The organism is Arthrobacter sp. BPSS-3, assembly GCF_044628475.1.
Lineage (GTDB): Bacteria > Actinomycetota > Actinomycetes > Actinomycetales > Micrococcaceae > Arthrobacter.
In genome coordinates this window covers 76,637-101,260 of sequence record NZ_JBIMMV010000003.1, presented here as the reverse complement: position 1 = coordinate 101,260, position 24,624 = coordinate 76,637, and the positions used below count along the sequence as shown (strand labels likewise).

The window sequence follows — 24,624 nt, the reverse complement described above, 5'->3', positions numbered from 1 at the left end:
GACGAGTAGGAGGCATACGGCACGACAGCGAGGACGACGACGGCGGGCCAGCGGTGTACCGCCGCCCGGCCGGGCTAGCGGCGGATCAGGATGGTGTTGACGGCCTTGTCGTGCAGGCCGCGGTGGTCCGGGTCGAAGATGACGGCGGGAATCACCAGGCAGAGCAGGAGCGCGCGGACCGCACCGGCAAGCGGTCCGGCCGGGCCGCCGCCGAGCCGGACGACGTGGATGTTCACGACCCGGTGGCCGATGCTGTAACCCAGGGTTCCCACCAGCAGGGCCTGCTCCACCGCGAATACGGCGAGGGTGGCCCAGGAGTTGCCGGCGAAGGCGAAGTTGCTGATCAGCAGGGCGACGCCCCAATCGATGCAGATCGCGATGATCCGGCGGCCGGCCCTGGCCATCGAGCCGGGGCCGGATTCGGGCAGGCCCAGACGCTCCCCCGGGTACTTGGAGATGCCGGAGGTGTCCGGTCCGCTGAGCCACGAGCCAAGGTCTTTACGATCTACCACCTGCCAAGTTTACCGGGCGTCGGCAGGCCTCCGGAGCATTCACAGTGTGGACTCAAACGGCTCAAATCGCGGACATGGATAGGCCACAGTGTGGACACCGGCTAGCTTTAGAGGGTCAGCGCGGTTTGTAACCTGCGCGAAACAAAGCTGACACCGCGGGGAAACTCCCAATCCCTAGGGTGGTAACAGTTGTTAGCGGGATCCTGAGCGGGGACGGCAGTGCGCTGTCCCCGGCGTCGGACTGCGCTGGCCCGTACGGCCCCTGGGCCCGACCTTTCATATGCGTAAGGAGCATAGATGTTCAAGACTGCGGACGAAGTCCTCAAGTTCATCAAGGACGAAGACATCAAATTCGTCGATATCCGCTTCACCGACCTCCCCGGCGTGCAGCAGCACTTCAACGTCCCGGCCAAGAGCGTCGACGCGGACTTCTTCGTCAACGGCCAGCTCTTCGACGGTTCGTCGATCCGCGGCTTCCAGGGCATCGCCGAGTCGGACATGCAGCTCATCCCGGACGTCACGACGGCGTTCGTGGACACCTTCCGCATCGAGAAGACCCTCGCGCTGAACTTCTCCATCGTCAACCCGCGCACCGGTGACCCGTACCACCGTGACCCGCGCGGCGTGGCCGAGAAGGCCGAGGCCTACCTCGCCTCCACCGGCATCGCCGACACCGCGTTCTTCGCCCCCGAGGCCGAGTTCTTCGTCTTCGACAACGTCCAGTACCAGTCCTCCCCGCAGGGCAGCTTCTACAAGATCGACTCCGAGGAAGCCCACTGGAACACCGGCCGCGAGGAAGAGGGCGGCAACCTGGGCTACAAGACCCCCGTCAAGGGCGGTTACTTCCCGGTCTCCCCCACCGACAAGCAGGCCGACCTGCGCGACGCCATGTGCGTCGCCCTGGACGAGGCCGGCCTTGAGGTCGAGCGCAGCCACCACGAGGTTGGCTCCGCCGGCCAGGCCGAGATCAACTACAAGTTCACCACCCTGACCCACGCGGCCGATGACCTGCAGAAGTTCAAGTACGTCATCAAGAACACCGCCGACGCCTGGGGCAAGTCCGTCACCTTCATGCCGAAGCCGGTCTTCGGTGACAACGGTTCGGGCATGCACTGCCACCAGTCGCTGTGGAACGGCGGCGAGCCGCTGTTCTACGACGAGAAGGGCTACGCGGGCCTGTCCGACACCGCCCGCTGGTACATCGGCGGCCTGCTCAAGCACGCCTCCGCCGTCCTGGCCTTCACCAACCCGACGGTGAACTCCTACCGCCGCCTGGTCAAGGGCTTCGAGGCCCCGGTCAACATGGTCTACTCGCAGGGCAACCGCTCCGCCGGTATCCGTATCCCGATCACGGGTTCCAACCCGAAGGCCAAGCGCATCGAGTTCCGCGCGCCGGACCCCTCCTCCAACCCGTACCTGGCGTTCGCCGCACAGCTGATGGCCGGCATCGACGGCATCCGCAACCGGATCGAACCGCCGGCTCCGATCGACAAGGACCTCTACGAACTCCCCGCCGAGGAGGCCAAGGACATCCCCAAGGCACCGGGCACCCTTGAGGAGGCCCTGGAGGCCCTGGCCGAGGACAACGAGTTCCTGCAGGCCGGCGGCGTGTTCACGCAGGACCTCATCGACACCTGGATCGAGTACAAGTACGAGAACGAGATCCGTCCGCTCTCGCTGCGCCCGAACCCGTACGAATTCGAGCTCTACTACGGCGTCTAGTCCCTGACGTAAACGCAGGTAAGACACAGAATGGCCCCCGCCTTGTGGCGGGGGCCATTCCTTATTAAGGCTTCCAAGTTGAGGCTTCCCCGTGAACGCTCGGTTATTCGCCGGTGGCGCCGTCGATCTGTTCCCTGAGCAGATCCGCGTGGCCGTTGTGCCGGGCGTACTCCTCGATCATGTGCACCAGCACCCAGCGGAGCGAGACGTCGCCCCGGCGGTGGTGCTTGCCGGTGACGTCCAGGTCCGGCGCGGCGGCGACGAAGGCGTCCGCGAAGTCCACGGCCGCGCGCCAGGCCGCCCAGGCCTCGCCAACGGCCTCGGCGGTGGGTTCCACGCCGTTGAAGTCGTAGTCCGGGTCCTCGTCCGACTCGAACGGGGCCGGGACGCTCTCGCCGGCGAGCATCCCCCGGAACCAATGATGCTCGACGTAGGCAAGATGCCGCACCAGGCCCAGGAGGGACAGGGTGGAGGGCGGCACCGCGGCCCGGGCCAGGTCGGCCGGGGCAAGCCTGCGCACTTGAGCTCGAGGGTCTGGCGGTGCCAGGTGAGGAAGCCGGTGAGGGTGGTGCGCTCATCGGCGGCGGGGCCCGGTTCGGGACGGGGATCGGTGACGGGGTTGGCAGTCATGGCCGCCAGTCTAAGGCGAAGCCGTCAGAATGCGCGGTACATGATCCGTTGCGGCCCGGCGTTCCCGCCTAGATACTGCCCCCAGTCCTCGAAACCGGCCCTGCGGTAGGCCGCCTGCCCGGCCGGGTTGGCCTCGTTGACCGAGAGGACGACGCCGCGCTGGGACCCGCCGAGGGCCGCGGTGAGCCTGGCGGCCTCCCGGACCGCCCCCGTGGCCGCGGCGGTGCCGTAGCCGCGGCCCTGGGCACGCCGGTCGATGGCGAAGCCACGCAGCAGCCAGGCCGAATCGTCGTCGGCCCAGCCGGCGGAGCGGGCGGCGCCGGACTGCAGGGTCGCGGCGCCCACCGCGGCCCCGTCGACGTCCAGCACATACGGGTGCCGCGACTCCTCGGCCAGGCCCACCAGGGCCATCCGCAGCGGCTCGCCGACGAACCGGTCCTGGCCGGCGCCGAGTTCGACTCCGGCCAGCTCACCGAGCTTGACGGCGCGGGCGTCGTCGTCGAGGTCCTTCAAAGGAATCAGCCACACGTGCGGGGCAGCCGGGAGTCGTGCCACGGTCCTAGAGCACCTTGGAGAGGAAGTCCCGGGTGCGCTGCTGCTGCGGGCTGCCGAAGAGGGCCTCGGGCTCGCCCTGCTCGCAGATGACGCCGTCGGCCATGAACAGCACCCGGTCCGCCACCTCGCGGGCGAAGCCCATCTCGTGGGTGACCAGGACCATGGTCATGCCCTCCGCGGCGAGGTCCTTGATGACCTGCAGCACCTCGCCGACCATTTCCGGGTCCAGCGCGGAGGTGGCCTCGTCGAAGAGCATGATGTCCGGATTCATCGCCAGGGCTCGGGCGATCGCCACACGCTGCTTCTGGCCGCCGGACAGCGACGCCGGACGGGCGTCGGCCTTCTCGGCGAGCCCGACCCGCTCCAGCAGCTTCAGGCCGCTGGCGCGGGCCTCGTCCTTGGTCTGCTTCTTCGATTCAACGGGTGCCAGCATGATGTTCTCGATCACGGACATGTGCGGGAACAGGTTGAAGTGCTGGAAGACCATGCCGATGTGCCGGCGGACCTCGTTGATGTCCACCTTCGGGTCGGTGACGTCGAAGCCGTCCACGGTGACGTGGCCGGCGGTGATGTCCTCGAGCTTGTTCAGGCAGCGCAGGAACGTGGACTTGCCGGAGCCGGAAGGGCCGATCACGCAGACCACCTCGCCCTCGGCCACCTCGGCGTTGATGCCCTTGAGGACCTCATTGCTGCCGAAGGACTTCTTCAGTTCCCGGACCGAGATCTTGCTGGCGGGGGTAGCTGCCGTGGTCATTTGTTGAACCTCTTATCCGCGAAGTTGGCCAGCCTGGTCAGGAGCATGATGACGACGAAGTAGAGCACCGCCACGATCAGAAGGGTTTCGGTGATCCGGAAGTTGCCGGCGTAGATCTGCTGGCCCTGGTAGAGCAGTTCGGCGAAGCCGATAGCCAGCAGCAGGGAGCTGTCCTTGAGCATGATGATCAGCTGGTTGATCAGCGACGGGGTCATGATCTTGAAGGCCTGCGGGACCACCACCTTCTGCATGGACTTTGCGTAGCCCAGGCCCAGGCTGCGGCTGGCTTCCAGCTGGCCGGGGTCCACGGACTGGATGGAGCCGCGGACGATCTCGGTGATGTACGCCGCGGAGTTCAGGCTCAGGGTCAGGACGGCTGCGACCCAGATGTCGATGGGCTGTCCGGTGAGCTGCGGGATGCCGAAATAGAAGAAGAACGCCCAGACCAGCAGCGGGGTGCCGCGGAAGATGTTGACGAACGTGGTGGCGATGCCGCGCAGGATGACCGAGGTGGAGATCTTGAAGAAGCCCATGAACAGGCCGATCAGCATGGCCAGGACGAAGGAGATCGCGGTGACCAGGACGGTGTTGCCGAGGCCCTTCATCAGCGCCGGGAAGCTGTTCGCGAGCAGGTCCCAGAAGCTGGAGGAGGTGGCCTGGGTGGGGTCCTTGAGGTACTTGTCGAGGATCTTCTGGTACTCGCCGCTGGACTTCAGGTCGGCGAGGCCGGTGTTGAAGGCCTTGAGCAGTTCCGGGTTGCGGCCCTTGTTGACGGCGAAGCCGTAGGAGCCGCCCTTTTCCTTCTCGGTGACGGACTTCAGCCCGTTGTTCTGGCTGATGCCGTAGGCCAGCACCGGGTAGTCGTCGAAGACGGCGACGGCGTTGCCGGACTTGACCAGTTCGTACATGGTGGCGGACTGGTCCAGGGACTTGACCGTGAAGCCGTACTTGCCGGCGATCGACTTGGCGAAGGTCTCGCCCTCGCTGCCGGTCTTGGCGGTGACGGTCTTGCCCTTGAGGTCTTCGTAGCCCTTGATGTCGGTGTTGTTCTTGGCCACCGCCATCTGGACGCCGGATTCGAAGTAGGGGTCCGAGAAGTCGTAGATCTGCTTGCGCGGCTCCGTGATGGACATGCCGGCGATCACGCCGTCCACCTGGTTGGAGGAGAGCGCCTGCAGCGCTGCGTTGAAGCCGAGGGACTTGATCTCGACCGAGAAGCCCTGGTTCTTGGCGATCGTCCGGATGATGTCCATGTCGATGCCGGTGAGGTCGCCGCCGGCGTCGCGGAACTCGAACGGGGCGAACGTGGTGTCCGTCCCGATGACGTAGGTCTTCCCGGCAACGCTCGACGGCGCGGTTCCCGGCTGTGCGGCGACAGTAGCCGCGGGGGCGGCCGCGGAGGCGCCCTGGGCGTGCGCCGCGGCCGCGCCGGGGGCCCCGAGGATCAGTGCGGCGAACGCGAGCAACGCCCCGAGGAGGGTGGCCGTCCGCGGCCGGGAGGACCCGGCCTGCTGGAGTCTGGGCAAGGTAGAACAACCCCTAGGTAAGTGCGGGTGACGGCCCGTGGGACCGGCAAAGTACCCCTCGAGGCTACCCGCATTTGGCCTCCGGCGGCACGGGAGGGCGCCGCACAGGGGTCACGGGCGGCTACTGGCCGTAAAAAACGCGCTCGAAGACGGCACGGGCGCGGCGGCTCAGCCGGAGGTAGTCCTCCTCAAGTGCGGCCGCGTTGCCTTGGCCGTAGCCGCACCAGCGCGCCACGGCCTCAAGGTCGCGGCGGGAGGAGGGCAGGAGGTCCGAGGCGCGGCCGGTCCAGATGACGTTGGCGGAACGGATCCTGCTGGCCAGCCGCCAGGCGCGCAGCAGCAGCACCACTTCCCCGGCCTCCAGCAGTTCGAGTTCCGCGGCCGCCTCGAGGGCCTGCACGGTGGAGGTGGTCCGCAGCTCCGGGTGCCTCCCGGCGTGCCGCAGCTGCAGCAGCTGGGCCAGCCACTCGACGTCGCTGAGGCCGCCGCGGCCCAGCTTCAGGTGCCGGGCGGGATCCGCGCCGCGGGGCAGCCGTTCGGACTCCACCCGGGCCTTGATCCGGCGGACCTCCCGGACGTCCTGCTCGGCGAGGGACTCGGGGTAGCGGATTGGGTCGATCAGGGCGATGAAGTCCGCGGCGAGGTCGTCGTCGCCGGCCATCGGGCGGGCCCGGAGCAGGGCCTGCGCCTCCCAGACCAGAGACCAGCGCCGGTAATACTCCGCGTAGGACTCCAGCGACCGGACCATGGGCCCGTTCTTGCCCTCGGGGCGCAGGTCGGCGTCGACCATGAGGACCCGCTCGGCCAGCACGGCGGGCTTCAGCGGCTGGGTCAGCAGGCTGGAGAGCTTGCCCACGATCCGGGCCGCCTGCTGCTGCGCCTCCTCCTCGGAGATGCCGGGCAGGCCGCGGTGGACGTACATGACGTCCGCGTCCGAGCCGTAGCCGATCTCGCGGCCGCCCTGCCGGCCCATGGCCACCACCAGCACCCGGGTCTTCAGTGGTTCGCCCGCCGCGACGACGGTCTCGGCCACGCGCAGGGCGCCGAGGACCGCGGCGCGGTCCGTGTCCGCCAGGGCGGCGCCCACCTGGTCCTGGTCCAGGAGCCCGGCGCTGTCCGCGATGGCGATTCGGAGGATCTCCCGGCGGCGGATCAGCCGGATCAGCCGCATGGCGCTCTCCGGGTCCGAGTGGCGGGACATCTTCGAGGTGATTTCCAGCCACTGCGCCTCGTAGCTGAGCGGCACCAGGTCCTTGTCCGAGCCGAGCCAGGCCACCGATTCGGGCGAGACCTCCAACAGGTCCGCGATCAGCCGGGAGTTGGATAGCACGTGGCAGAGACGCTCGGCGGCCGCCGTCGAATCCCGCAGCAGCCCGAGGTACCAGTGCGTGGTGCCCAGGGCCTCGCTGACGCGGCGGAAGGCCAGCAGGCCGCCGTCGGGGTCCACGCCCTCGGCGAGCCAGCCCAGCAGGATCGGCAGCAGCTGGCGCTGCAGCGCGGCGCGGCGGCTCACCCCCGCGGTCAGCGCCTCGATGTGCCGCATGGCGCCTGGCGGGTCCAGATAGCCCAGCGCCGCGAGCCGGCCCTGCGCGGCCTCCGGGGTCAGCCGGGCCTCCTCGGTGCTGAGGGCGGCGGCCGTGTTCAGCAGCGGCCGGTAGAAGATCCGGTCGTGCAGTTCCCGGACCGAGCGTTTGGTCTTGCGCCAGTCGTCCAGGAGCGCGTCCGGGTGCGGACGGTCGTCGGAGAGGGAGCCCAGGACCGCCTTGGCCAGGGACCGCAGCGAGGCCTCTTTGACCGGCATGAGGTGGGTGCGGCGCAGCTGGAAGAGCTGGATCCGGTGCTCCAGCAGCCGCAGGTAGCGGTAGTCGCGGTCGAATTCCGCGGCGTCGGTGCGGCCGATGTAGCCACCGGCCGACAGCGCGGCGATCGCGGCGGTGGTGTCCCGGCAGCGCAGCGACTCGTCGGACTTCCCGTGCACCAGCTGCAGCAGCTGGACGGTGAATTCCACGTCGCGCAGGCCGCCGCGGCCCAGCTTGAGCTGCCGCTGCTCCTCGTCGGACGGGATGTGCTCGGTGACGCGCCGGCGCATGGACCGCACGGATTCGACGAAGCCCTCACGGCCGGCGGAGGACCAGATCAGCGGCGCGACGGCGGCCTCGTAGCGGGCGCCGAGGTCTGCGTCGCCGGCGATGGCCCGGGCCTTCAGCAGCGCCTGGAACTCCCAGCTCTCGGCCCAGCGCGCGTAGTAGCTCTCGTGCGAGGGCAGGGTGCGCACCAGCGGCCCGGACTTCCCCTCGGGCCGCAGGTTCGCGTCGACCTCCCAGAGGCCGGGTTCCTTGCCGGTGGACATGATGGCGCGGGAGAGGCCGGAGGCGAGGGCGGTGCCGATCGTGGCGGCGCGGGCGTCCTCCAGCGGGCCGCCGTCGATCACGTAAATAACGTCCACGTCGGAGATGTAGTTCAGTTCGCGGGCGCCGCACTTGCCCATGCCGATCACGGCGAGCCCGACGGCGGCGACGTCCTCCGCCCCGAACTGCTCCGCCGCCTCGGCCCGGGAGACGGCGAGGGCCGCCTCGATGGCGGCGGCGGCGAGGTCCGCCAGTTCGGCGCCGACGGCGGGCAGGTAATCCAGCGGGTCCGCCGCGCAGAGGTCCTTGATGGCCAGGTCCACGACGCCGCGGCGGTACGCGGTCCGGAGGGCGGCGTAGCCGTCCTGGCCGGTCAGCCCGGCGACGGGGCGCGCGGCCTTCGGGTCGGCGCGGACGGACTGCAGCAGCCGGGTGCGCAGCGCGGCCGGATCCGCGGGGACGGGTTCGGGGCTGACGGGAGCGTCGAAGGCGGCCAGGTGCCCCGGGTGCCGGAGCAGGAACTCCCCCAGCGCCTCGGACGCGCCGAGCACCCGGTAAAGCGGCTCGCTGCGCTCCGGGTCCGCGGCAAGCCGGCGCAGGTCCGGGTTCTTCTCGATCAGCCGGACCAAGGACAGCAGTGCGGTGTCCGGGTTGGCGGCGAGCCGGAGCCCGGCGAACAGCGCCTCCCGGTCCAGCCCCTCAAGTTCGGGGGCGGCCAGGAAGCGTTCGCCGCGGTCGAGGTCGTCAAACCCCGCGGCGATCAGGCGCCGTGCCAGGCTCACCGCACGCCCCTAGAGGATCGCCAGGTTGCGCTGCAGCTCGTAGGGCGTGACCTGGAGCCGGTAGTCCTGCCACTCGGCGCGCTTGTTGCGCAGGAAGTGCTCGAAGACCTGCTCGCCGAGGATCTGCGGCATCAGCTCCGAGTCCTCCATGGTCCGGATCGCGTCGTGCAGGCTGGCCGGCAGCGGGTCGTGGCCCATGGCGCGGCGCTCGGCCGAGCTCAGCGACCAGATGTCGTCCTCGGCCGCGGCCGGCAGCTGGTAGCCCTCCTCGATGCCCTTCAGCCCGGCGCCCAGCAGCACGGCGTAGGCCAGGTACGGGTTCGCGGCGGAGTCGATGCCACGGTATTCGATCCGCGCGGACTGGCCCTTGCCCGGCTTGTACAGCGGCACCCGGACCAGCGCGGAGCGGTTGTTGTGGCCCCAGCTGAGGTAGCTGGGCGCCTCTCCCCCACCCCAGAGCCGCTTGTAGGAGTTCACGAACTGGTTGGTCACGGCGGTGAACTCGGGGGCGTGCTTGAGGATGCCGGCGATGAACTGGCGTGCGGTCTCGGAGAGCTGGAACTCGGCCCCGGCCTCATAGAACGCGTTGGTGTCGCCCTCGAAGAGCGAGAAGTGGGTGTGCATGCCGGAGCCCGGGTGCGCCGTGAACGGCTTGGGCATGAAGGTGGCGTACGTGCCCTGCTGCAGCGCGACCTCCTTGATCACGGTGCGGAAGGTCATGATGTTGTCCGCGGTCTGCAGCGCATCGGCGTAGCGCAGGTCGATCTCGTTCTGCCCGGGGCCGGCCTCGTGGTGGCTGAACTCCACCGAGATGCCCACGGATTCAAGCATGGTCACCGCGGTGCGGCGGAAGTCCTGGGCCACGCCGCCGGGGACGTGGTCGAAGTAACCGCCCTCGTCCACGGGAACCGGGGCGCCGTCCGGGCCGGGCTGCTGCGACTTGAGCAGGTAGAACTCGATCTCGGGGTGGGTGTAGCAGGTGAAGCCCATGTCCGCGGCTTTGGCCAGGTTGCGCTTGAGGACGTTGCGCGGGTCCGCGGCGGACGGCTCGCCATCGGGGGTGAGGATGTCGCAGAACATCCGCGAGGTCGCCTCGGTCTCGCCGCGCCAGGGCAGGATCTGGAAGGTGGAGGGGTCCGGCTGGGCCAGCATGTCGGATTCGAACACGCGGGCCAGGCCCTCGATCGAGGAGCCGTCGAAGCCCAGGCCCTCCTCGAAGGCGCCCTCGACTTCGGCGGGCGCCAGCGCCACGGACTTGAGTGAGCCGACGACGTCGGTGAACCACAAACGCACGAAACGCACGTCGCGCTCCTCGATCGTCCGCAGGACAAACTCTTGCTGGCGGTCCATAGTGCCTCTTTCCGGGTCTTCGTCCGTGCCTCGGCGCGCCCCGGCCCATGGCCGGCGGCGGCGCCCGCAGCTGCTCACGGTTCACTCTACTAATCATTACCGCCGATTGCTGGCCCGGCCCGGGCGCGTAACCCAGCGTTAACACAACACCCCGGTCCGGCCACCCGGGAGCGTCCCGGACGGCGCTCCGGACTGCCCGCCGAAGCAGGTCATGCCGGCCCCTCCGGTAGCTAGGACCCCCGGTATCGCACTACGCTCATTCCATGGCCCCCAGCACCAGCCCCGATTCCGGCATGTCCGCAGAACTTCCCGCCCCCTACGGCACCGGCCCCGCGCAGGCAGCGCCGCCCGCCGCGAAGCCCGCCGGCCGGATCCGCACGCACCACCTGCGCCAGGCGAAGGAGAAGGGCGAACGCTTTGCCATGCTCACCGCCTACGACCAGTACAGCGCGGAGATTTTCGACGACGCCGGCATCGAGGTGCTGCTGGTCGGCGATTCGGCCTCCAACAACGTCTTCGGCAACGAGACCAGCCTGCCGGTGACCGTCGACGAGCTGCTCCCGCTGTGCCGGGCCGTGACCCGCTCCGCCCGCCGCGCGCTGGTGGTGGCGGACCTGCCGTTTGGCAGCTACGAGGTCTCCGCCGAGCAGGCCGTCGCCACCGGCGTGCGCTTCCTCAAGGAGGGACTGGCACACGCGGTCAAGATGGAAGGCGGGGCGTTCTACGCGGACACCGTGCGCGCCATGGTCCAGGCCGGCATCCCGGTCATGGCCCACATCGGCTTCACGCCGCAGAGCGAGCACGCCCTGGGCGGCTACAGGGTGCAGGGCCGGGGCGACGACGCCTCGCGCCTGATCGAGGATGCGGTGGCCCTGGCCGACGCCGGGGCGTTCTGCGTGCTGATGGAGATGGTCCCGGCCACGACGGCGGCCTCCGTCGACGCCGCCCTCGATGTCCCCACCATCGGCATCGGGGCCGGCAACGCCACCACCGGCCAGGTGCTGGTCTGGCAGGACATGGCGGGGCTGCGCGGCGGGAAGATGGCCAAATTTGTCAAGCAGTACGCGGACCTCCGGACCACCCTGACGGACGCCGCCCGCGCCTATGGCGACGACGTCCGTTCCGGGCAGTTCCCGGGCCCCGAGCATTCCTTTTAGGCGGGCTGCGCCCTAGGCTGACTGGGCCTTAGGAGGCGTCCTCGACCTTGATGGCGGAGACCTCGAACTCGAGGGTGATCTTGTCCGAGACCAGGACGCCGCCGGAGTCCAGGGCGGTGTTCCACTTCAGCCCGAAGTCCTGCCGATCGATCCGCCGCGATCCCTCGAAGCCGGCCCGGAGGTTACCCATGGGGTCCCGCTCGACGCCGATGAAGTCCAGCGGGATGGAGATCTCCTTGGTCACCCCGCGGATGGTCACGTCGCCGATGACGATGAAGTGGCCCTCGTCCACCTGGTCCACCCGGCTGCTCTTGAAGGTGATTTCCGGGTAGGTGGGGGCGTCGAAGAAGTCGTTGGTGCGCAGGTGCTGGTCCCGGTCCGCGTTGCGGGTGTCGATGCTCGCCACCTTGACGGTCAGTTCCACCGAGGAGCGTTCCGGGTTCACGGGATCGACGGTGATCACGCCGTCGAAGTCGTTGAAGGCCCCGCGGACCTTGGTGACCATTGCGTGCCGGGTGGAGAACCCGATCCGCGTGTGGGTTGGGTCGAAGCGCCACTGTCCCGCGTATTCCGGAGAGAGTTCGGCCATGATGAACCTCCTAGCGGTACCGGTCGTACCGGCACCCGGATATGGATGGATGGTAATGCGAACGGTGTCCCGGCCCTGGCCGGAGCCGCCGACGGGCGCCGGAGCGCGCCTGGGGTGGCTGTTTAGTCGTCGTCGCCCTTGTCCCACGCCTCGTTGCGTGCCTTGACCTTCTCGAGGGCGTGTTCGGCTTCCTCGCGGGTCTTGTACGGGCCGATGAGCTGGCTCCAGTCCGACATCGCGTCCTCCTCGATCTCGTGGGTGTTGACGTTGTACCAATACTCGGCCATCGGATCTCCTTCTGCACGTGCCGGGCGGCTGCATTTTTTTCGGCTTAGGCCACTGCTTATAGAATCAATCTATGCCTTCCCTCACCTCGACTGCACCCATTGGCACCCTTGTCCCGGGCACGATCAGCCCGCAGCGTGCCGTGCCGGCGTCGATTCCGCGTCCGGAGTACGTGGGGAAGCCCGCGCCGGCGAAATTCACCGGGTCCGAGGTGAAGTCCGCGGAGACCATCGAGAAGATCCGCGTTGCCTCGAAAATCGCCGCCCAGGCGATCGTCGAGGTGGGCAAGCACATCGAACCGGGCGTCACCACGGACGAACTGGACCGGGTGGGCCACGAGTTCCTCCTCGACCACAAGGCCTACCCCTCCACGCTGGGCTACCGGGGCTTCCCGAAGTCGCTGTGTTCCTCGCTGAACGAGGTGATCTGCCACGGCATCCCGGACAGCACCGTGGTCCAGGACGGCGACATCCTGAACATCGACATCACCGCGTTCATCGGCGGCGTCCACGGCGACACCAACCACACCTTCCTGGTGGGCAACGTCGACGAGGAGTCCCGGCTGCTGGTGGAACGCACCGAGGAGTCGCTGCGCCGGGCAATCCGCGCGGTGGCCCCGGGACGGGAGATCAACGTGATCGGCCGGACCATCGCCTCCTACGCCAAGCGCTTCGGTTACGGCGTGGTACGCGACTTCACCGGCCACGGCGTGGGCGAGGCATTCCACACCGGCCTGATCATCCCGCACTATGACGCCGCGCCCGCCTACAACACCGTGATCGAGCCGGGTATGGTCTTTACCATCGAACCCATGCTCACCCTCGGCACCATCGAGTGGGACATGTGGGCCGACGACTGGACCGTGGTGACCCGCGACCGGAAACGCACCGCGCAGTTCGAACACACGCTGCTGGTGACCGACTCCGGCGCCGACGTCCTCACCCTCCCCTGACCCGCAGTCCCCGCACCACCTTTTCAGCACGAGCCGCGCAGCGCGCGTCCCCAGCCCCTGCCCCCAGCCACGAACGGACACACATTGGCCAAGAAGGACGACAAGTCGAAGAAGAACGCCCCGCTGATCGGCATTGATATCGGCGGCACCGGTATCAAGGGCGGCATCGTCGACTTGAAGAGGGGCAAGCTGGTGGGCGACCGGCTCCGGGTTCCGACCCCGCAGCCCTCGACGCCGGAGGCGGTGGCCGACGTCGTCGCCCAGGTGGTGGCCGAGCTGTCCAAGCGCTCCGACGCCCCGGAGGCCGACAGCCCCGTCGGCGTGACCTTCCCGGGCATCATCCAGCACGGCGTGGTCCACTCCGCCGCCAACGTCGACCACGCGTGGCTGAACCTGGACATCGACGCGCTGCTCACCGCCAAGCTGGGGCGCCCGGTGGAGGTCATCAACGACGCCGACGCCGCCGGCCTCGCCGAGGCCCGCTACGGTGCCGGCAAGGGCGTCGACGGCACCGTCCTGGTGATCACCCTAGGCACCGGCATCGGCTCCGCGTTCATCTTCAACGGCAAGCTGGTCCCCAACGCCGAGCTCGGCCACCTGGAGATCGACGGCTTCGACGCCGAGAGCAAGGCCTCCGCCGTCGCCCGCGAACGCGACGGCTTGAGCTGGACCGAATACAGCGTTCTGCTGCAGCGCTACTTCTCGCACGTGGAGTTCCTCTTCTCCCCCGAGCTGTTCATCGTCGGCGGCGGCATCTCCAAGCGCGCGGACGAGTACCTGCCGCACATGTCGCTGCGGACCCCGATCGTTCCCGCCGAGCTGAAGAACGACGCCGGCATCGTGGGCGCGGCCATTGAGGTGGCGCTGACGCACAAGCTGGCCAAGTAGCCCGCTACTCTGCTCAGGCAGTAAGACCCGCGCCAGAAACAAAGAACCGGCCCGCAGTTGTCCAACTGCGGGCCGGTTCTTCTTTTTCGGATCTCACTGTGGAGCCGGTGGTGGCTGCGGCTTCCCCTCCGTTGCCACCACCGGAGTCTGTGGGTGCCTAGAGCGGGCTCTTCTGGACCGGTTTTCCGTCGAGGCCCTGACCCTCCAACCCCTTCGTCTCCGCCTCGTGGCGGAGCAGGGCGATGGCGGACTCAAAGTCCTCGAGGGATTCGAATGCCTGATAGACGCTGGCGAACCGCAGGTAGGCGACCTCGTCGAGGCGCTGCAGCGGGTTCAGGATGGCCAGGCCCACCTCGTGGGCCTCGATCTCGGCGGCGCCAGCGGCGCGGATGGTCTCCTCGACCTCCTGTGCCAACATGGCGAGGTCGTCCTCGGTCACCGGCCGACCCTGGCAGGCCTTGCGGACACCATTGATGACCTTGCTCCGGCTGAACGGCTCGCCCACGCCGGACCGCTTGATGACGGTGAGGCTGGTGGTTTCCACGGTGGTGAAGCGGCGGCCGCACTCGGGGCACTGGCGGCGGCGGCGGATGGCCGAGCCGTCGTCGGCGATGCGGCTGTCCACCACGCGGGAGTCAGGATTACGGCAGAACGGGCAATACACGTCTCTTCCTTTCCTGCCGCAACTCCGGAAGGAAGCACCGCTGGCGGGGCTTCCGGATTCAGTCTACGACTAGATCTGGGCGAATAACAAGCCTGTAATTACTACATGTTGTGGTTGGCGAACCGAGCGGTCACGGCCTCGCCATGCGCCGGCAAGTCCTCGGCCACCGACAGGCTGACGATGTGCCGGCTGACGACCTCCAGCGCGGCCCGGTCGTAGTTGATGACCTGGATGGCGCGCAGGAAGGTGGTGACGTTCAAGCCCGAGGAGAAGGCCGCGGTGCCGCTGGTGGGCAGCACGTGGTTGGACCCGGCGCAGTAGTCGCCCAGGCTGACCGGGCTGTAGTCGCCCACGAAGATGGCGCCGGCGTTGCGGATCCGGGCGGCGACGGCGGCGGCATCCGAGGTCATGATTTCCAGGTGCTCGGCGGCGTAGGCGTCGCAGGCGGCGATTCCCTGCTCCAGGTCCTCGACCAGGACGACGCCGGACTGGGGGCCGGAGAGGGCTTCCCGGACGCGGGCGCTGTGCTTGGTGGCGGCGGCCTGGGTGTCGAGCTCCCGGCGCACGGCCGCGGCGAGATCCTCGGAGTCGGTGATGAGGACCGAGGCGGCCTTGGGGTCGTGCTCGGCCTGGCTGATCAGGTCCGCGGCCACGAGCCCGGGGCGGGCGGTGGCGTCGGCCAGAATCGCGATCTCGGTGGTGCCGGCCTCCGAGTCGATCCCGACGGCGCCCTTGACCAGGCGCTTGGCGGTGGCGACGAAGATGTTCCCCGGGCCGGTGACGACGTCCACCGGGTCGATGCCGGGCAGGGCGGTGTCGGATGCGTCCGCCGGGGAGCCGTCCGCGGAGACGCCGTAGGCGAAGGCGGCGATGGCCTGCGCCCCGCCGATCCCGTAGACCTCATCGATGCCCAGCAGCGCGGCGGCGGCGAGGATGGTGGGGTGCGGCAGGCCGCCGAAGTCCTTCTGCGGCGGCGACGCCAGCGCGATCGAGGGCACGCCCGCGGCCAGCGCCGGGACCACGTTCATGATCACCGACGAGGGGTAGACCGCCAGGCCGCCGGGAACGTAGAGGCCCACGCGGGAGACCGGCACCCAGTTCTGGCTGACCACCGCGCCGTCGCCCAGTGCGACGTCGGTGTTGGCCGGGCGCTGGGCATCGGCGAAGAGCCGGGCGCGGCGGATGGATTCCTCCAGCGCGGCGCGCACCTCCGGGTCCAGGCCGTCCAGCGCGGACTGCAGTGCCTCTGCCGGCACCCGAGGGTGGGACTGCTCGACGCCGTCGAACCGCCGGGCGAGGTCGCTCAGCGCGGCGAGGCCGCGGGCGCGGACGTCGGCGATGATCTCCTGGACCTTGCCCTCGGCGTCGGCCACGGTGCCGTGCTGGGCCCGCGGGACGGCGGCGCGGAGGCCGGCGAGGCTCAGCTGCCGGCCGCGGACGTCCACGGTCCGGAAATCGAGGCCGGTGGAGGCGGGTACCAGGGACGCGGGGCGGTCGGCAGAGGAAGTCACCCGCCTATTTTACGGCTCCTGGTCAGGGTGGCCGAACAGGGAGGCGACGAAGATGGACAGCGCGGTGGCCGCGGGCCAGACCAGCAGCACGGCGTAGGCCCGCAGCGAGAAGGCGATGCTGGCACTGGCGGAGGTGTCCCCGGCCGGGGTGAAGACCGCGCCGGCCAGGACGCCGGTCCCCCACGCCAGGAGCGCCCCGACGGCGCCCGCGGCGACGGCGCCGATGACGGTCAGCGGCGGGAGGCTGGCCGGCTTGCTGCCGGCGGCCAGGATCCCGCCGACGCAGCCGGCCGCCAGGTAGAGCCCGGCCAGGACCAGGTCCCGGGGCAGCCAGGTGGAGGGGTTGCTGCCGCTGGCCAGCGCCGGGTCGCGGCTGATCAGGTTCAGGCCGGTGGGTGCCAGGGCCCACCAGAGCAGTCCGACCGGGATCCCGGCCAGGGCGATGACCAGCAGTCCGCGCCACGGCACCCTCCGGCGCCGGGGCGTGGGGGTGCCGGTGTCGGCGCCGTCGCCCCAGCCTGTCCGGCCGGCGCCGGCGGCATCCCCGGTCGTGCCGCCGGTGGGCGCGGCGCCGGAGCCGTGGGGGTCGACGGGCGGGTGCACCGCGGGTTGTGTCATGCAACAAACCTTAACCCAGGATTCCGCGCCCTCCGGCACGCCGGCCGGGCCAGGATGACGCCGCGCGGCGCCCCGCGACCGGCCGAATACCGCCGTCGGGCGTTGCGGGAATACGCTGGCACCAGCAACAGCCGCACCACAGCAGGGAGATGGACCACCGTGTCGTCAGCCGAAGAGCCCTTCGAGGGAACGTTCAAGGAAATGTTCCGCCGGCACGCCGCGGGCGTCGCCATCATCACCGCGAGCTACAACGGGGCTCCCTACGGGTTCACGGCCACCTCGGTGGCGTCGCTGTCGGCCAAGCCGCCCCGGTTCACCTTCAACATGGCCCGGACGTCCAGTTCCTGGCCCGCCGTCGCCAACTCCAGTTACATCGGCGTGCACATGCTGGGCCTGGAGAACCAGACCCTGGCCGACCGTTTCGCCCGCGGCCGGGACCGCTTCGAGGGCGACCACTGGGAGGAGGGACCGCACGGGGTCCCGGTCCTCAAGGACGTCTCCGGCTGGCTGATCGGAAAGATCCAGATGCGGCTCTCTTTCGAGAACAACGCCGTCGTGGTCGTCGAAGTGGTCGACGGCGCGGTCGGCGGAGCCTCGGTGCCGCTGCTCTACCACGGCGGCGCCTACTCCCAGCCGGTGCCGCTGGACTACGAGATCTGAGTCCTTACCCGTCCAGGCACGTGGGCCCGAGGAGGACCTTGAGGTCGCCGTAGAGCGAGGGGCTCGGGTTGACCCGCAGGTGCACCGGCAGGCCCATCACCTCCACCCGTGAGTCGCCGTGCAGGTGCAGCCGCACCTCGGACTTGCCCCGGTGGGTCTTCAGGACCTCGCCGAGTTCGTTCACGACGGCCTCGGTGGCTTTGTGCGTGGGCATGGTGATCACCAGCGGCCCGTCCAGGCCCTCGCTGAGGTCCGGCACGGAGAGTTCCATGCAGTTCACCGCGATGGCCCCGTCGTCCCGGCGCTGCAGGCGGCCCTTGACGACGACGATCAGGTCCTCGGCCAGGACGGAGGCGATGGGGCCGTAGACCTGGCCGAAGAACATCACCTCCACCGAGCCGCCGAGGTCCTCGATCTCGGCGCGGGCGTAGGCGTTGCCGCTGGCCTTGGCGATCCGCCGGCTCAGCGAGGTGATCATGCCCGCGATGGTGATGATGGCGCCGTCGTGCGGGCCGTCCTCGGCGATGATCGAGGTGATGGACTGGTCCGCGTGCTGGGTCAGGACGCCCTCCAGGCCCTGCAGCGGGTGGTCCGAGACGTAGAGGCCCAGCATGTCCCGTTCGAAGGAGAGCTTGTCCTTCTTCTCCCATTCGGGCAGGTCCGGGATGTCGATGCTGAGCGAGGACTCCGATTCGGTGTCCTCGATCCCGGCGAACAGGTCGAACTGGCCGATGGCCTCGTTGCGCTTGAGCGTGATGACCGAATCGATCGCCTCTTCGTGGACCATGGCGAGGGCGCGCCGGTGGTGGCCCAGCGAGTCGAAGGCGCCGGCCTTGATGAGGGATTCGATGGTGCGCTTGTTGCAGACCACGGCCGGGACCTTCATCAGGAAGTCCTTGAAGGAGGTGAAGGCGCCCTCGCGTTCGCGGGCGGCCACCATGGCGTCGACGGCGTTGGCGCCGACGTTGCGGATGGCGCCCATGCCGAAGCGGATGTCGTTGCCCACCGGGGTGAAGTTCAACGCGGACTCATTGACGTCCGGCGGCAGCACCGTGATGCCCATCCGGCGGCACTCGTTCAGGTAGATGGCCGACTTGTCCTTGTCGTCGCCGACGCTGGTCAGCAGGGCCGCCATGTACTCCTGGGCGTAGTGGGCCTTCAGGTAGGCGGTCCAGTAGGAGATCACGCCGTACGCGGCCGAGTGGGCCTTGTTGAAGGCGTAGTCGGAGAAGGGGAGCAGGATGTCCCAGAGGGTCTTCACGGCGTCCATGGAGTAGCCGTTGTCCTGCATGCCCTGGGAGAAGCCGGCGAACTGCTTATCCAGTTCCGACTTCTTCTTCTTACCCATGGCGCGGCGGAGGATGTCGGCCTGGCCCAGGCTGTAGCCGGCGAGCTTCTGCGCCACGGCCATGACCTGCTCCTGGTACACGATCAGGCCGTACGTGCCGCCGAGGATCTCGGCGAGCGGTTCCTCCAGCTCGGGGTGGATGGGGATGACCGGCTGGATGCCGTTTTTGCGCAGCGCGTAGTCGTTGTGCGCGTTGGCGCCCATCGGGCCCGGCCGGTAGAGGGCCAGGACGGCGGAGATGTCTTCGAAGTTGTCCGGCTTCATCAGCTTCAGCAGCGACCGCATGGGCCCGCCGTCGAGCTGGAAGACGCCCAGGGTGTCACCGCGGGCCAGCAGCTCGTAGGAGGCGGCGTCGTCCAGGGCCAGGGATTCCAGGTCAAGGTCGACGCCGCGGTTCATTTTGATGTTTTCCAGGGCGTCGGAAATGATCGTCAGGTTCCGCAGGCCCAGGAAGTCCATCTTGATCAGGCCCAGGCCCTCGGACGTCGGGTAGTCGAACTGGGTGATGACCTGGCCGTCCTGGAAGCGGCGCATGATCGGGATGACGTCGATGATGGGATCCGAGGACATGATGACGCCAGCGGCGTGCACGCCCCACTGGCGCTTCAGGCCCTCGATGCCGAGGGCGGTCTCGAAGACCTTGGCGGCCTCCGGATCGGTGGCGATCAGCTGCCGGAAGTCCCCGGCCTCGCCGTAGCGCTTGGCCTCGGGGTTCTGGATGTCCGCCAGTGGGATGTCCTTGGCCATGACCGCCGGGGGCAGCGCCTTGGTGAGGGTCTCGCCCATGCTGAACGGGTAGCCCAGCACGCGGGAGGAGTCCTTGAGCGCCTGCTTGGTCTTGATGGTGCCGTAGGTGACGATCATGGCCACGCGCTCGTCGCCGTACTTCTTCGTCACGTAGTCGATCACCTCGGACCGGCGGCGGTCATCGAAGTCGACGTCGAAGTCGGGCATGGAGACGCGGTCCGGGTTGAGGAACCGTTCGAAGATCAGGCCGTGGTGCAGCGGGTCCAGGTCGGTGATGCGCATGGCGTAAGCCACCATTGAGCCGGCGCCCGAACCACGGCCGGGACCGACGCGGATGCCGTTGTTCTTGGCCCAGTTGATGAAGTCCGCGACCACCAGGAAGTAGCCGGGGAAGCCCATCGAGGTGATGACGTCGAGTTCGTAGTCGGCCTGGGCGCGGACCTTGTCCGGGATTCCCTGCGGGTACCTGTAGTGCAGGCCCTTGTCCACCTCCTTGACCAGCCACGAGGTCTCGTCCTCGCCCTCGGGGCAGGGGAAGCGGGGCATGTAGTTGGCGCCGGTGTTGAAGGAGACGTCGCAGCGCTCGGCGATCAGCAGCGTATTGTCGCAGGCGTCCGGGTGGTCCCGGAAGAGTTCGCGCATCTCCTGCGGAGACTTCAGGTAGTAGCCGCTGCCGGAGAACGCGAACCGCGAGCCGCCGTTGTCGTAGGTGGGTTCGAGCAGGGTGGAGCCGGACTGGATGGCCAGCAGCGCCTCGTGGGCCTTGGCGTCGTGCTCGTGGGTGTAGTGCAGGTCGTTCGTGGCCACCAGCGGGAGGTTCAGTTCCTTGGCCAGGCGCAGCAGGTCGCCGGTGACGCGTCGTTCGATGTCCAGGCCGTGGTCCATCAGCTCGCAGAAGTAGTTCTCCGCGCCGAAGATGTCGCGGAACTCGGCGGCGGCCTCCAGCGCCTCCCGGTACTGGCCCAGCCGGAGCCGGGTCTGCACCTCGCCGGAGGGGCAGCCGGTGGTGGCGATGAGCCCCTCGGAGTAGGTGTTCAGCAGTTCCCGGTCCAGCCGCGGCCACTTGCCGAAAACGGAGTCCAGGGACGCGATCGAGGAGGCGCGGAAGAGGTTCCGCATGCCGGTGTTGTTGTAGCTCAGCAGCGTCATGTGCGTGTACGCGCCGCCGCCGGAGATGTCGTCCTTGCGCTGGTTTTCCTCGCCCCAGCGAACCCTGGTCTTGTCCGTGCGGGCGGTTCCGGGCGTCACGTAGGCCTCGACGCCGATGATCGGCTTGATGCCGGCGTCGGTGGCGCGCTTCCAGAAGTCGAAGGCGCCGAACAGGTAGCCGTGGTCCGTGGTGGCCAGCGCCGGCATGCCCAGCCGTCCGGTCTCATCGAAGAGTTCCCCGAGCCGGGCGGCGCCGTCCAGCATGGAGTATTCGGTGTGGTTGTGGAGATGGACGAACGAATTGTTGCTGGAAGTCACCGGTTCATTCTAGTGCCGGGCACGGACGGTGGGCGTCAGGCGTTGCCGGAGGCGAGGACCTCGAGCGCGTACTGCAGGTCCTGCGGGTAGTCGCTGGTGACCGTGACCCGCTCCCCCGTCCGGGGGTGGTCGAAGGAGAGCTGCCGGGCGTGCAGCCACTGCCGGGTCAGGCCCAGGGTGGCGGCCAGCCGCGGGTCGGCGCCGTAGGTCAGGTCCCCGGCGCAGGGGTGGCGGAGCGCGGAGAAGTGCACGCGGATCTGGTGGGTGCGCCCGGTTTCCAGGTGCACTTCCACCAGGGACGCCTTGCCGAACGCCTCGAGGACCTCGTAGTGGGTGACCGAGTCGCGGCCGTCCTCGACGACGGCGAAGCGCCAGTCGTGGCCCGGGTGGCGGCCGATGGGTGCGTCGATGGTGCCGGCGAGCGGGTCCGGGAGGCCCTGGACGACGGCGTGGTAGACCTTGTCCACGGTGCGGTCCTTGAAGGCCCGCTTGAGCTTGGTGTACGCGTCCTCGGTCTTGGCGACCACCATGACCCCGGACGTGCCGACGTCGAGCCGGTGCACGATCCCGGCGCGTTCGGTGGCGCCGGAGGTGGAGATCCGGTATCCGGCGCCGGCGAGGCCGCCGACGACCGTGGGCCCCACCCAGCCCGGTGAGGGGTGCGCGGCGACGCCGACGGGCTTGTCGATCACGACGAAATCATCGTCGTCGAGCAGGATTGTGAGGCCTTCCACGACTTCCTCCACCACTTCCAGGGGGTCCCGGCGGTCCGGGACGACGACGTCGAGACCGGCGCCGGCGCTGAGCTTCAGCGACTTTCCGACCGGCTTGCCGCCGGTGCTGACGTGTCCCTCGGCGATCAGCGCCGCGGCCTGGGACCGGGAGATGTCCATGAGGCGGGCCAGCCCCGCGTCGATGCGGGCACCGGCGAGCTCCTCGGGGACGATGTAGTGCCGGGCCGCGCCCGCTGCCGGCTCAGACATGGCCGTCGCCGTCGTGCTTGTCGGCGTCGTGCTTTGCGGCGTCGGGCTCGTCGCCGTCGTGGGCTTCCTCGCGCCGCCGGACGCCGTCCAGCGGGACGCCGCGCAGGGTCAGGAGGCAGATGATCACCACGGAGGACACGACCGCGGAGTCGGCGATGTTGAAGATGGCGAAGTTGGGGAGCTGGATGAAGTCCACCACGTGGCCCATGCCGAAGGACGGGTCGCGGAAGAGCCGGTCGGTCAGGTTGCCCAGGGCGCCGCCGAGCAGCAGGCCCAGGGCCAGCGCCCACCAGGCGGAGCCGAGCTTGCGCAGCTGCAGCAGGATGGCCACGGAGACGGCGGCCATGATGATAGTGAAGACCCAGGTGACGTTCTCGCCGATGGAGAACGCGGCGCCGGAGTTCCGGATGTAATACCAGTGCAGCAGCGGGGGCAGGACCGGGGTCCGCTCCCCCTCGATCATGGTGGAGGTGACCCACAGCTTGGTGAGCTGGTCGAAGACGTAGGCGAACACGGCGAAACCCGCGAACAGGGAGAGCAGGAGCCCGCGGCGCGGCCTGCGCGCGGGTGCGTCCCGGGGGACGGCGGGGGTTGGTGCGTTCGTCATAGTGCTTTCGTTCCGGTTCCGGTCATGCCACATGCAAAAAGCCGGTGGCCGAGGAGTCCTCAGCCACCGGCTTTCAGAATACGTGCTGAAGCTGGTGGTCCGCTTCGACTAGTTCGCTTCGACCTCGGGGGCCGCGACGGAACCGCGGGCGTCCAGGTCTCGCAGCTGGCCCTCGATGTAGGCCTTCAGGCGGGAGCGGTAGTCGCGCTCGAAGCCGCGGAGCTGCTCGACCTTGCGTTCCAGGACGGAGCGCTGCTGCTCGAGGGCGCCCAGGATCTTGCGGGACTTCTCCTGCGCGTCGTTGACCAGGCTGCTGGCTTCGATCTGTGCCTCGGCGATGATCTTGTCGCGCTGCTGCTCGCCGTCGGCGATGTGCTTGTCGTGCATCTGCTGCGCCATGGCCAGCAGGCCGGCGGCGGATTCCGCGGAGGCGGAGGCGGCGACGGGGGCCGCAGCGGCGGGGGCGGGAGCCTTCTCGGCTTCCTTCTTCTTCGCGGCTTCGGCGGCCTTTGCGTCGGCTTCGGCCTTGGCCTTGGCCTCGGCCTTGGCGCGGTCATCCTGCTCGGCCTTGACGGGTGCGGGGACCTTTTCCACGACGGGTGCGGCCGCGGCGGGGGCAGCAGCCGTGCCGGAACCGGCCTCGGCGAGCTTCTTGCGGAGCTCGTCGTTTTCCTGGTTCAGGCGTCGGAGTTCGACGACGATTTCGTCCAGGAAGTCGTCAACCTCGTCCTGGTCGTATCCTTCGCGGAACTTGGTCGGCTGAAAGCGCTTGTTGACAACGTCTTCTGGCGTCAAAGCCATCTGGTCACCTCGTTGGTCTAGTTAGTCAGGAGGCCTTCCGGCCGTCAAAACTACGGTACCTAAATATGGTCTGGTTCCTCTAATTCAACACCGCAGTGTTGGACCGGAGTTTTTATCTGATGATGGTGCTGTCCGCGGGCCGCGTCAGATGGCGACGGCCGTCGCGTAGGTCAGTGACCTGGCTACTCCCATGGCAATCGAGACCGCCAGGAAGAGGACCAGGAAGGCAAGGTCCAGGGAGATTCCGCCGAGCCGGAGCGGCGGGAGGATCCGGCGCAGCAGCTTGAGCGGCCTGTCCGTCACGGCGTACACCGCGTGGGCAGTGATCAGCGCCGCGCCGCGGGGACGCCAGCTGCGCGCGAACATCTGGACCCAGTCGAAAACCAGGCGCACGATCAGCGCGACAAAGAAGAGCAGCAGCGCGATATAGATCAGCCCGAAAACAATTCCCATGAGTTAGTTCAGTTCTCCATGTTCGTTCCGGATACCGCAGTGTCCTGGCCGGGGGGTGGGCTTCTATTTCAACACGAAAATTCCGGCGGGGCGGCCGGGCAGGTGATCCTGCCTGGCCGCCCCGCCGGAATCAGGGACTAGCTTTGGTTGAAGAAGGAGGCCGTGGTCTCGCTGGCCTTCTTGTCGTCGCCGATCACCTCGACGTAGGAGGGCGAGAGCAGGAACACCTTGTTGGTGACCCGTTCGATGCTGCCCCGGAGGCCGAAGACCAGTCCGGCGGAGAAATCGACCAGCCGCTTGGCGTCCGCCTCCCCCATGTCCGTGACGTTCATGATCACCGGGATGCCGTCGCGGAAGCTCTCACCGATCAGCTTCGCGTCGTTGTAGGACCGCGGGTGGATCGTGGTGATCTGCCGGAGGCCGGAGGTCTCTTCGCGGCTGGCGGCCGCTCGCTTGATGGGTGTCACGGGTGCGCGGTATTCCTCTTCGGCGGCATAGGGCTCTTCCCGGGGGGCTTCGCGGACGGGGGCCGGGGCGCGGCGCTCCTCGCGGTCGTGCTCCATAGGTTCGTCCTCATCCTTGTGCGGGGTGTGATGGTCAGACTCGTAGTGTTCATCGCCGTCGGCGAGCCCAAGATAGATCATTGTCTTGCGCAGAGCGCCAGCCATGGGTCCACTCCTAATCGTGTCAGTATTTCCCCGCCATTACCTTCCAA

At 68.5% G+C, this 24,624-nt stretch carries 23 protein-coding genes; 5 read left to right on the top strand and 18 right to left on the bottom strand.

The window, feature by feature from the left end; all coding sequences use genetic code 11:
* Positions 1-74 precede the first annotated feature (74 nt).
* The gene (locus tag ACFVY3_RS06265) at positions 75-512 is read right to left on the bottom strand and encodes an RDD family protein (RefSeq protein ID WP_290258157.1); all 438 of its coding nucleotides are present in this window, start codon (positions 510-512) and stop codon (positions 75-77) included.
* A 297-nt stretch (positions 513-809) separates the two neighbouring features.
* Here ACFVY3_RS06265 and glnA (ACFVY3_RS06260) point away from each other — a divergent pair, with 297 nt between their 5' ends.
* On the top strand, positions 810-2,234 hold the full coding sequence (gene glnA / locus ACFVY3_RS06260) for a type I glutamate--ammonia ligase (RefSeq protein ID WP_290258158.1): 1,425 nt from the start codon (positions 810-812) through the stop codon (positions 2,232-2,234).
* A gap of 103 nt (positions 2,235-2,337) precedes the next feature.
* On the opposite strand, the gene ACFVY3_RS06255 is transcribed toward glnA (ACFVY3_RS06260), so the two are convergent.
* The 6 genes from ACFVY3_RS06255 to glnA (ACFVY3_RS06230) all read right to left on the bottom strand — a co-directional run bounded on the left by ACFVY3_RS06255 (position 2,338) and on the right by glnA (ACFVY3_RS06230) (position 10,179).
* Positions 2,338-2,754: a DinB family protein gene (locus tag ACFVY3_RS06255; RefSeq protein ID WP_400159124.1), complete on the bottom strand. Its 417-nt coding sequence runs from the start codon at positions 2,752-2,754 to the stop codon at positions 2,338-2,340.
* Between the two features lie 134 nt (positions 2,755-2,888).
* Complete coding sequence (locus tag ACFVY3_RS06250) at positions 2,889-3,419, bottom strand: GNAT family N-acetyltransferase (protein ID WP_400159123.1); 531 nt, start codon at positions 3,417-3,419, stop codon at positions 2,889-2,891.
* Positions 3,420-3,423: 4 nt separating this feature from the next.
* Positions 3,424-4,173 carry an amino acid ABC transporter ATP-binding protein gene (locus ACFVY3_RS06245; RefSeq protein WP_400159122.1) on the bottom strand — a complete coding sequence of 250 codons (750 nt, stop codon included), beginning with the start codon at positions 4,171-4,173 and terminating at the stop codon, positions 3,424-3,426.
* Complete coding sequence (locus ACFVY3_RS06240; RefSeq protein ID WP_400159121.1) at positions 4,170-5,699, bottom strand: amino acid ABC transporter substrate-binding protein/permease; 1,530 nt, start codon at positions 5,697-5,699, stop codon at positions 4,170-4,172. Before ACFVY3_RS06240 ends, ACFVY3_RS06245 begins: the two co-directional genes overlap by 4 nt.
* Positions 5,700-5,820: 121 nt before the next feature.
* Positions 5,821-8,829 carry a bifunctional [glutamine synthetase] adenylyltransferase/[glutamine synthetase]-adenylyl-L-tyrosine phosphorylase gene (locus tag ACFVY3_RS06235; protein WP_400159120.1) on the bottom strand — a complete coding sequence of 1,003 codons (3,009 nt, stop codon included), beginning with the start codon at positions 8,827-8,829 and terminating at the stop codon, positions 5,821-5,823.
* 9 nt (positions 8,830-8,838) lie between these two features.
* Positions 8,839-10,179 (bottom strand): type I glutamate--ammonia ligase, encoded by a 1,341-nt coding sequence (glnA, locus tag ACFVY3_RS06230; protein WP_138769615.1) that lies wholly within the window; start codon positions 10,177-10,179, stop codon positions 8,839-8,841.
* Between the two features lie 263 nt (positions 10,180-10,442).
* Here glnA (ACFVY3_RS06230) and panB point away from each other — a divergent pair, with 263 nt between their 5' ends.
* The gene (gene panB, locus ACFVY3_RS06225; protein ID WP_400159119.1) at positions 10,443-11,336 is read left to right on the top strand and encodes a 3-methyl-2-oxobutanoate hydroxymethyltransferase; all 894 of its coding nucleotides are present in this window, start codon (positions 10,443-10,445) and stop codon (positions 11,334-11,336) included.
* Positions 11,337-11,364: 28 nt separating this feature from the next.
* On the opposite strand, the gene ACFVY3_RS06220 is transcribed toward panB, so the two are convergent.
* Both ACFVY3_RS06220 and ACFVY3_RS06215 read right to left on the bottom strand, forming a co-directional pair.
* Positions 11,365-11,925: a YceI family protein gene (locus ACFVY3_RS06220; protein WP_290258166.1), complete on the bottom strand. Its 561-nt coding sequence runs from the start codon at positions 11,923-11,925 to the stop codon at positions 11,365-11,367.
* A 122-nt stretch (positions 11,926-12,047) separates the two neighbouring features.
* A complete protein-coding gene (locus tag ACFVY3_RS06215) occupies positions 12,048-12,212 on the bottom strand; it encodes an SPOR domain-containing protein (protein WP_290258167.1) in 165 nt (54 codons plus the stop codon).
* A gap of 71 nt (positions 12,213-12,283) precedes the next feature.
* Here ACFVY3_RS06215 and map point away from each other — a divergent pair, with 71 nt between their 5' ends.
* Positions 12,284-13,162 (top strand): type I methionyl aminopeptidase, encoded by an 879-nt coding sequence (gene map / locus ACFVY3_RS06210; protein ID WP_400159118.1) that lies wholly within the window; start codon positions 12,284-12,286, stop codon positions 13,160-13,162.
* An 84-nt stretch (positions 13,163-13,246) separates the two neighbouring features.
* Positions 13,247-14,050, top strand: coding sequence for a polyphosphate--glucose phosphotransferase (gene ppgK, locus ACFVY3_RS06205; RefSeq protein WP_290258169.1), 804 nt, complete (start codon positions 13,247-13,249; stop codon positions 14,048-14,050).
* A 157-nt stretch (positions 14,051-14,207) separates the two neighbouring features.
* Here ppgK and nrdR read toward each other — a convergent pair whose 3' ends face one another.
* From nrdR to ACFVY3_RS06190, 3 genes are all read right to left on the bottom strand, one after another.
* Positions 14,208-14,714, bottom strand: a complete 507-nt coding sequence (nrdR, locus tag ACFVY3_RS06200) for a transcriptional regulator NrdR (RefSeq protein WP_290258170.1) — start codon at positions 14,712-14,714, stop codon at positions 14,208-14,210.
* 101 nt (positions 14,715-14,815) lie between these two features.
* A complete protein-coding gene (hisD, locus tag ACFVY3_RS06195; protein WP_400159117.1) occupies positions 14,816-16,225 on the bottom strand; it encodes a histidinol dehydrogenase in 1,410 nt (469 codons plus the stop codon).
* A gap of 9 nt (positions 16,226-16,234) precedes the next feature.
* Positions 16,235-16,843, bottom strand: a complete 609-nt coding sequence (locus ACFVY3_RS06190) for a hypothetical protein (protein ID WP_400159116.1) — start codon at positions 16,841-16,843, stop codon at positions 16,235-16,237.
* A gap of 201 nt (positions 16,844-17,044) precedes the next feature.
* On the opposite strand from ACFVY3_RS06190, the gene ACFVY3_RS06185 reads away from it, so the two are divergent.
* Positions 17,045-17,503, top strand: coding sequence for a flavin reductase family protein (locus tag ACFVY3_RS06185; protein WP_290258259.1), 459 nt, complete (start codon positions 17,045-17,047; stop codon positions 17,501-17,503).
* A 4-nt stretch (positions 17,504-17,507) separates the two neighbouring features.
* Here ACFVY3_RS06185 and dnaE read toward each other — a convergent pair whose 3' ends face one another.
* From dnaE to ACFVY3_RS06155, 6 genes are all read right to left on the bottom strand, one after another.
* Entirely contained in the window at positions 17,508-21,065 is a 3,558-nt protein-coding gene (dnaE, locus tag ACFVY3_RS06180; RefSeq protein ID WP_290258173.1) for a DNA polymerase III subunit alpha, read from the bottom strand.
* A gap of 35 nt (positions 21,066-21,100) precedes the next feature.
* Positions 21,101-22,048, bottom strand: a complete 948-nt coding sequence (locus tag ACFVY3_RS06175) for an RluA family pseudouridine synthase (protein WP_400159115.1) — start codon at positions 22,046-22,048, stop codon at positions 21,101-21,103.
* Entirely contained in the window at positions 22,041-22,655 is a 615-nt protein-coding gene (gene lspA / locus ACFVY3_RS06170) for a signal peptidase II (protein WP_400159114.1), read from the bottom strand. Before lspA ends, ACFVY3_RS06175 begins: the two co-directional genes overlap by 8 nt.
* A 108-nt stretch (positions 22,656-22,763) precedes the next feature.
* On the bottom strand, positions 22,764-23,456 hold the full coding sequence (locus ACFVY3_RS06165) for a DivIVA domain-containing protein (RefSeq protein WP_290258178.1): 693 nt from the start codon (positions 23,454-23,456) through the stop codon (positions 22,764-22,766).
* 144 nt (positions 23,457-23,600) lie between these two features.
* On the bottom strand, positions 23,601-23,909 hold the full coding sequence (locus tag ACFVY3_RS06160; protein WP_400159113.1) for a YggT family protein: 309 nt from the start codon (positions 23,907-23,909) through the stop codon (positions 23,601-23,603).
* 137 nt (positions 23,910-24,046) lie between these two features.
* The gene (locus ACFVY3_RS06155; RefSeq protein ID WP_290258180.1) at positions 24,047-24,577 is read right to left on the bottom strand and encodes a cell division protein SepF; all 531 of its coding nucleotides are present in this window, start codon (positions 24,575-24,577) and stop codon (positions 24,047-24,049) included.
* Between the last annotated feature and the right edge of the window lie 47 nt (positions 24,578-24,624).

Bases quoted from the DNA above. Each gene is read 5' to 3' on its own strand.
- ACFVY3_RS06185 (WP_290258259.1), top strand. From the start codon at position 17,045: ATGTTCCGCCGGCACGCCGCGGGCGTCGCCATCATCACCGCGAGCTAC.
- ACFVY3_RS06160 (WP_400159113.1), bottom strand. From the start codon at position 23,909: ATGGGAATTGTTTTCGGGCTGATCTATATCGCGCTGCTGCTCTTCTTT.
- glnA (WP_290258158.1), top strand. From the start codon at position 810: ATGTTCAAGACTGCGGACGAAGTCCTCAAGTTCATCAAGGACGAAGAC.
- ACFVY3_RS06175 (WP_400159115.1), bottom strand. From the start codon at position 22,048: ATGTCTGAGCCGGCAGCGGGCGCGGCCCGGCACTACATCGTCCCCGAG.
- lspA (WP_400159114.1), bottom strand. From the start codon at position 22,655: ATGACGAACGCACCAACCCCCGCCGTCCCCCGGGACGCACCCGCGCGC.
- ACFVY3_RS06165 (WP_290258178.1), bottom strand. From the start codon at position 23,456: ATGGCTTTGACGCCAGAAGACGTTGTCAACAAGCGCTTTCAGCCGACC.
- ACFVY3_RS06220 (WP_290258166.1), bottom strand. From the start codon at position 11,925: ATGGCCGAACTCTCTCCGGAATACGCGGGACAGTGGCGCTTCGACCCA.
- map (WP_400159118.1), top strand. From the start codon at position 12,284: ATGCCTTCCCTCACCTCGACTGCACCCATTGGCACCCTTGTCCCGGGC.
- glnA (WP_138769615.1), bottom strand. From the start codon at position 10,179: ATGGACCGCCAGCAAGAGTTTGTCCTGCGGACGATCGAGGAGCGCGAC.
- ACFVY3_RS06215 (WP_290258167.1), bottom strand. From the start codon at position 12,212: ATGGCCGAGTATTGGTACAACGTCAACACCCACGAGATCGAGGAGGAC.
- ACFVY3_RS06155 (WP_290258180.1), bottom strand. From the start codon at position 24,577: ATGGCTGGCGCTCTGCGCAAGACAATGATCTATCTTGGGCTCGCCGAC.
- ACFVY3_RS06245 (WP_400159122.1), bottom strand. From the start codon at position 4,173: ATGACCACGGCAGCTACCCCCGCCAGCAAGATCTCGGTCCGGGAACTG.
- panB (WP_400159119.1), top strand. From the start codon at position 10,443: ATGGCCCCCAGCACCAGCCCCGATTCCGGCATGTCCGCAGAACTTCCC.
- ACFVY3_RS06190 (WP_400159116.1), bottom strand. From the start codon at position 16,843: ATGACACAACCCGCGGTGCACCCGCCCGTCGACCCCCACGGCTCCGGC.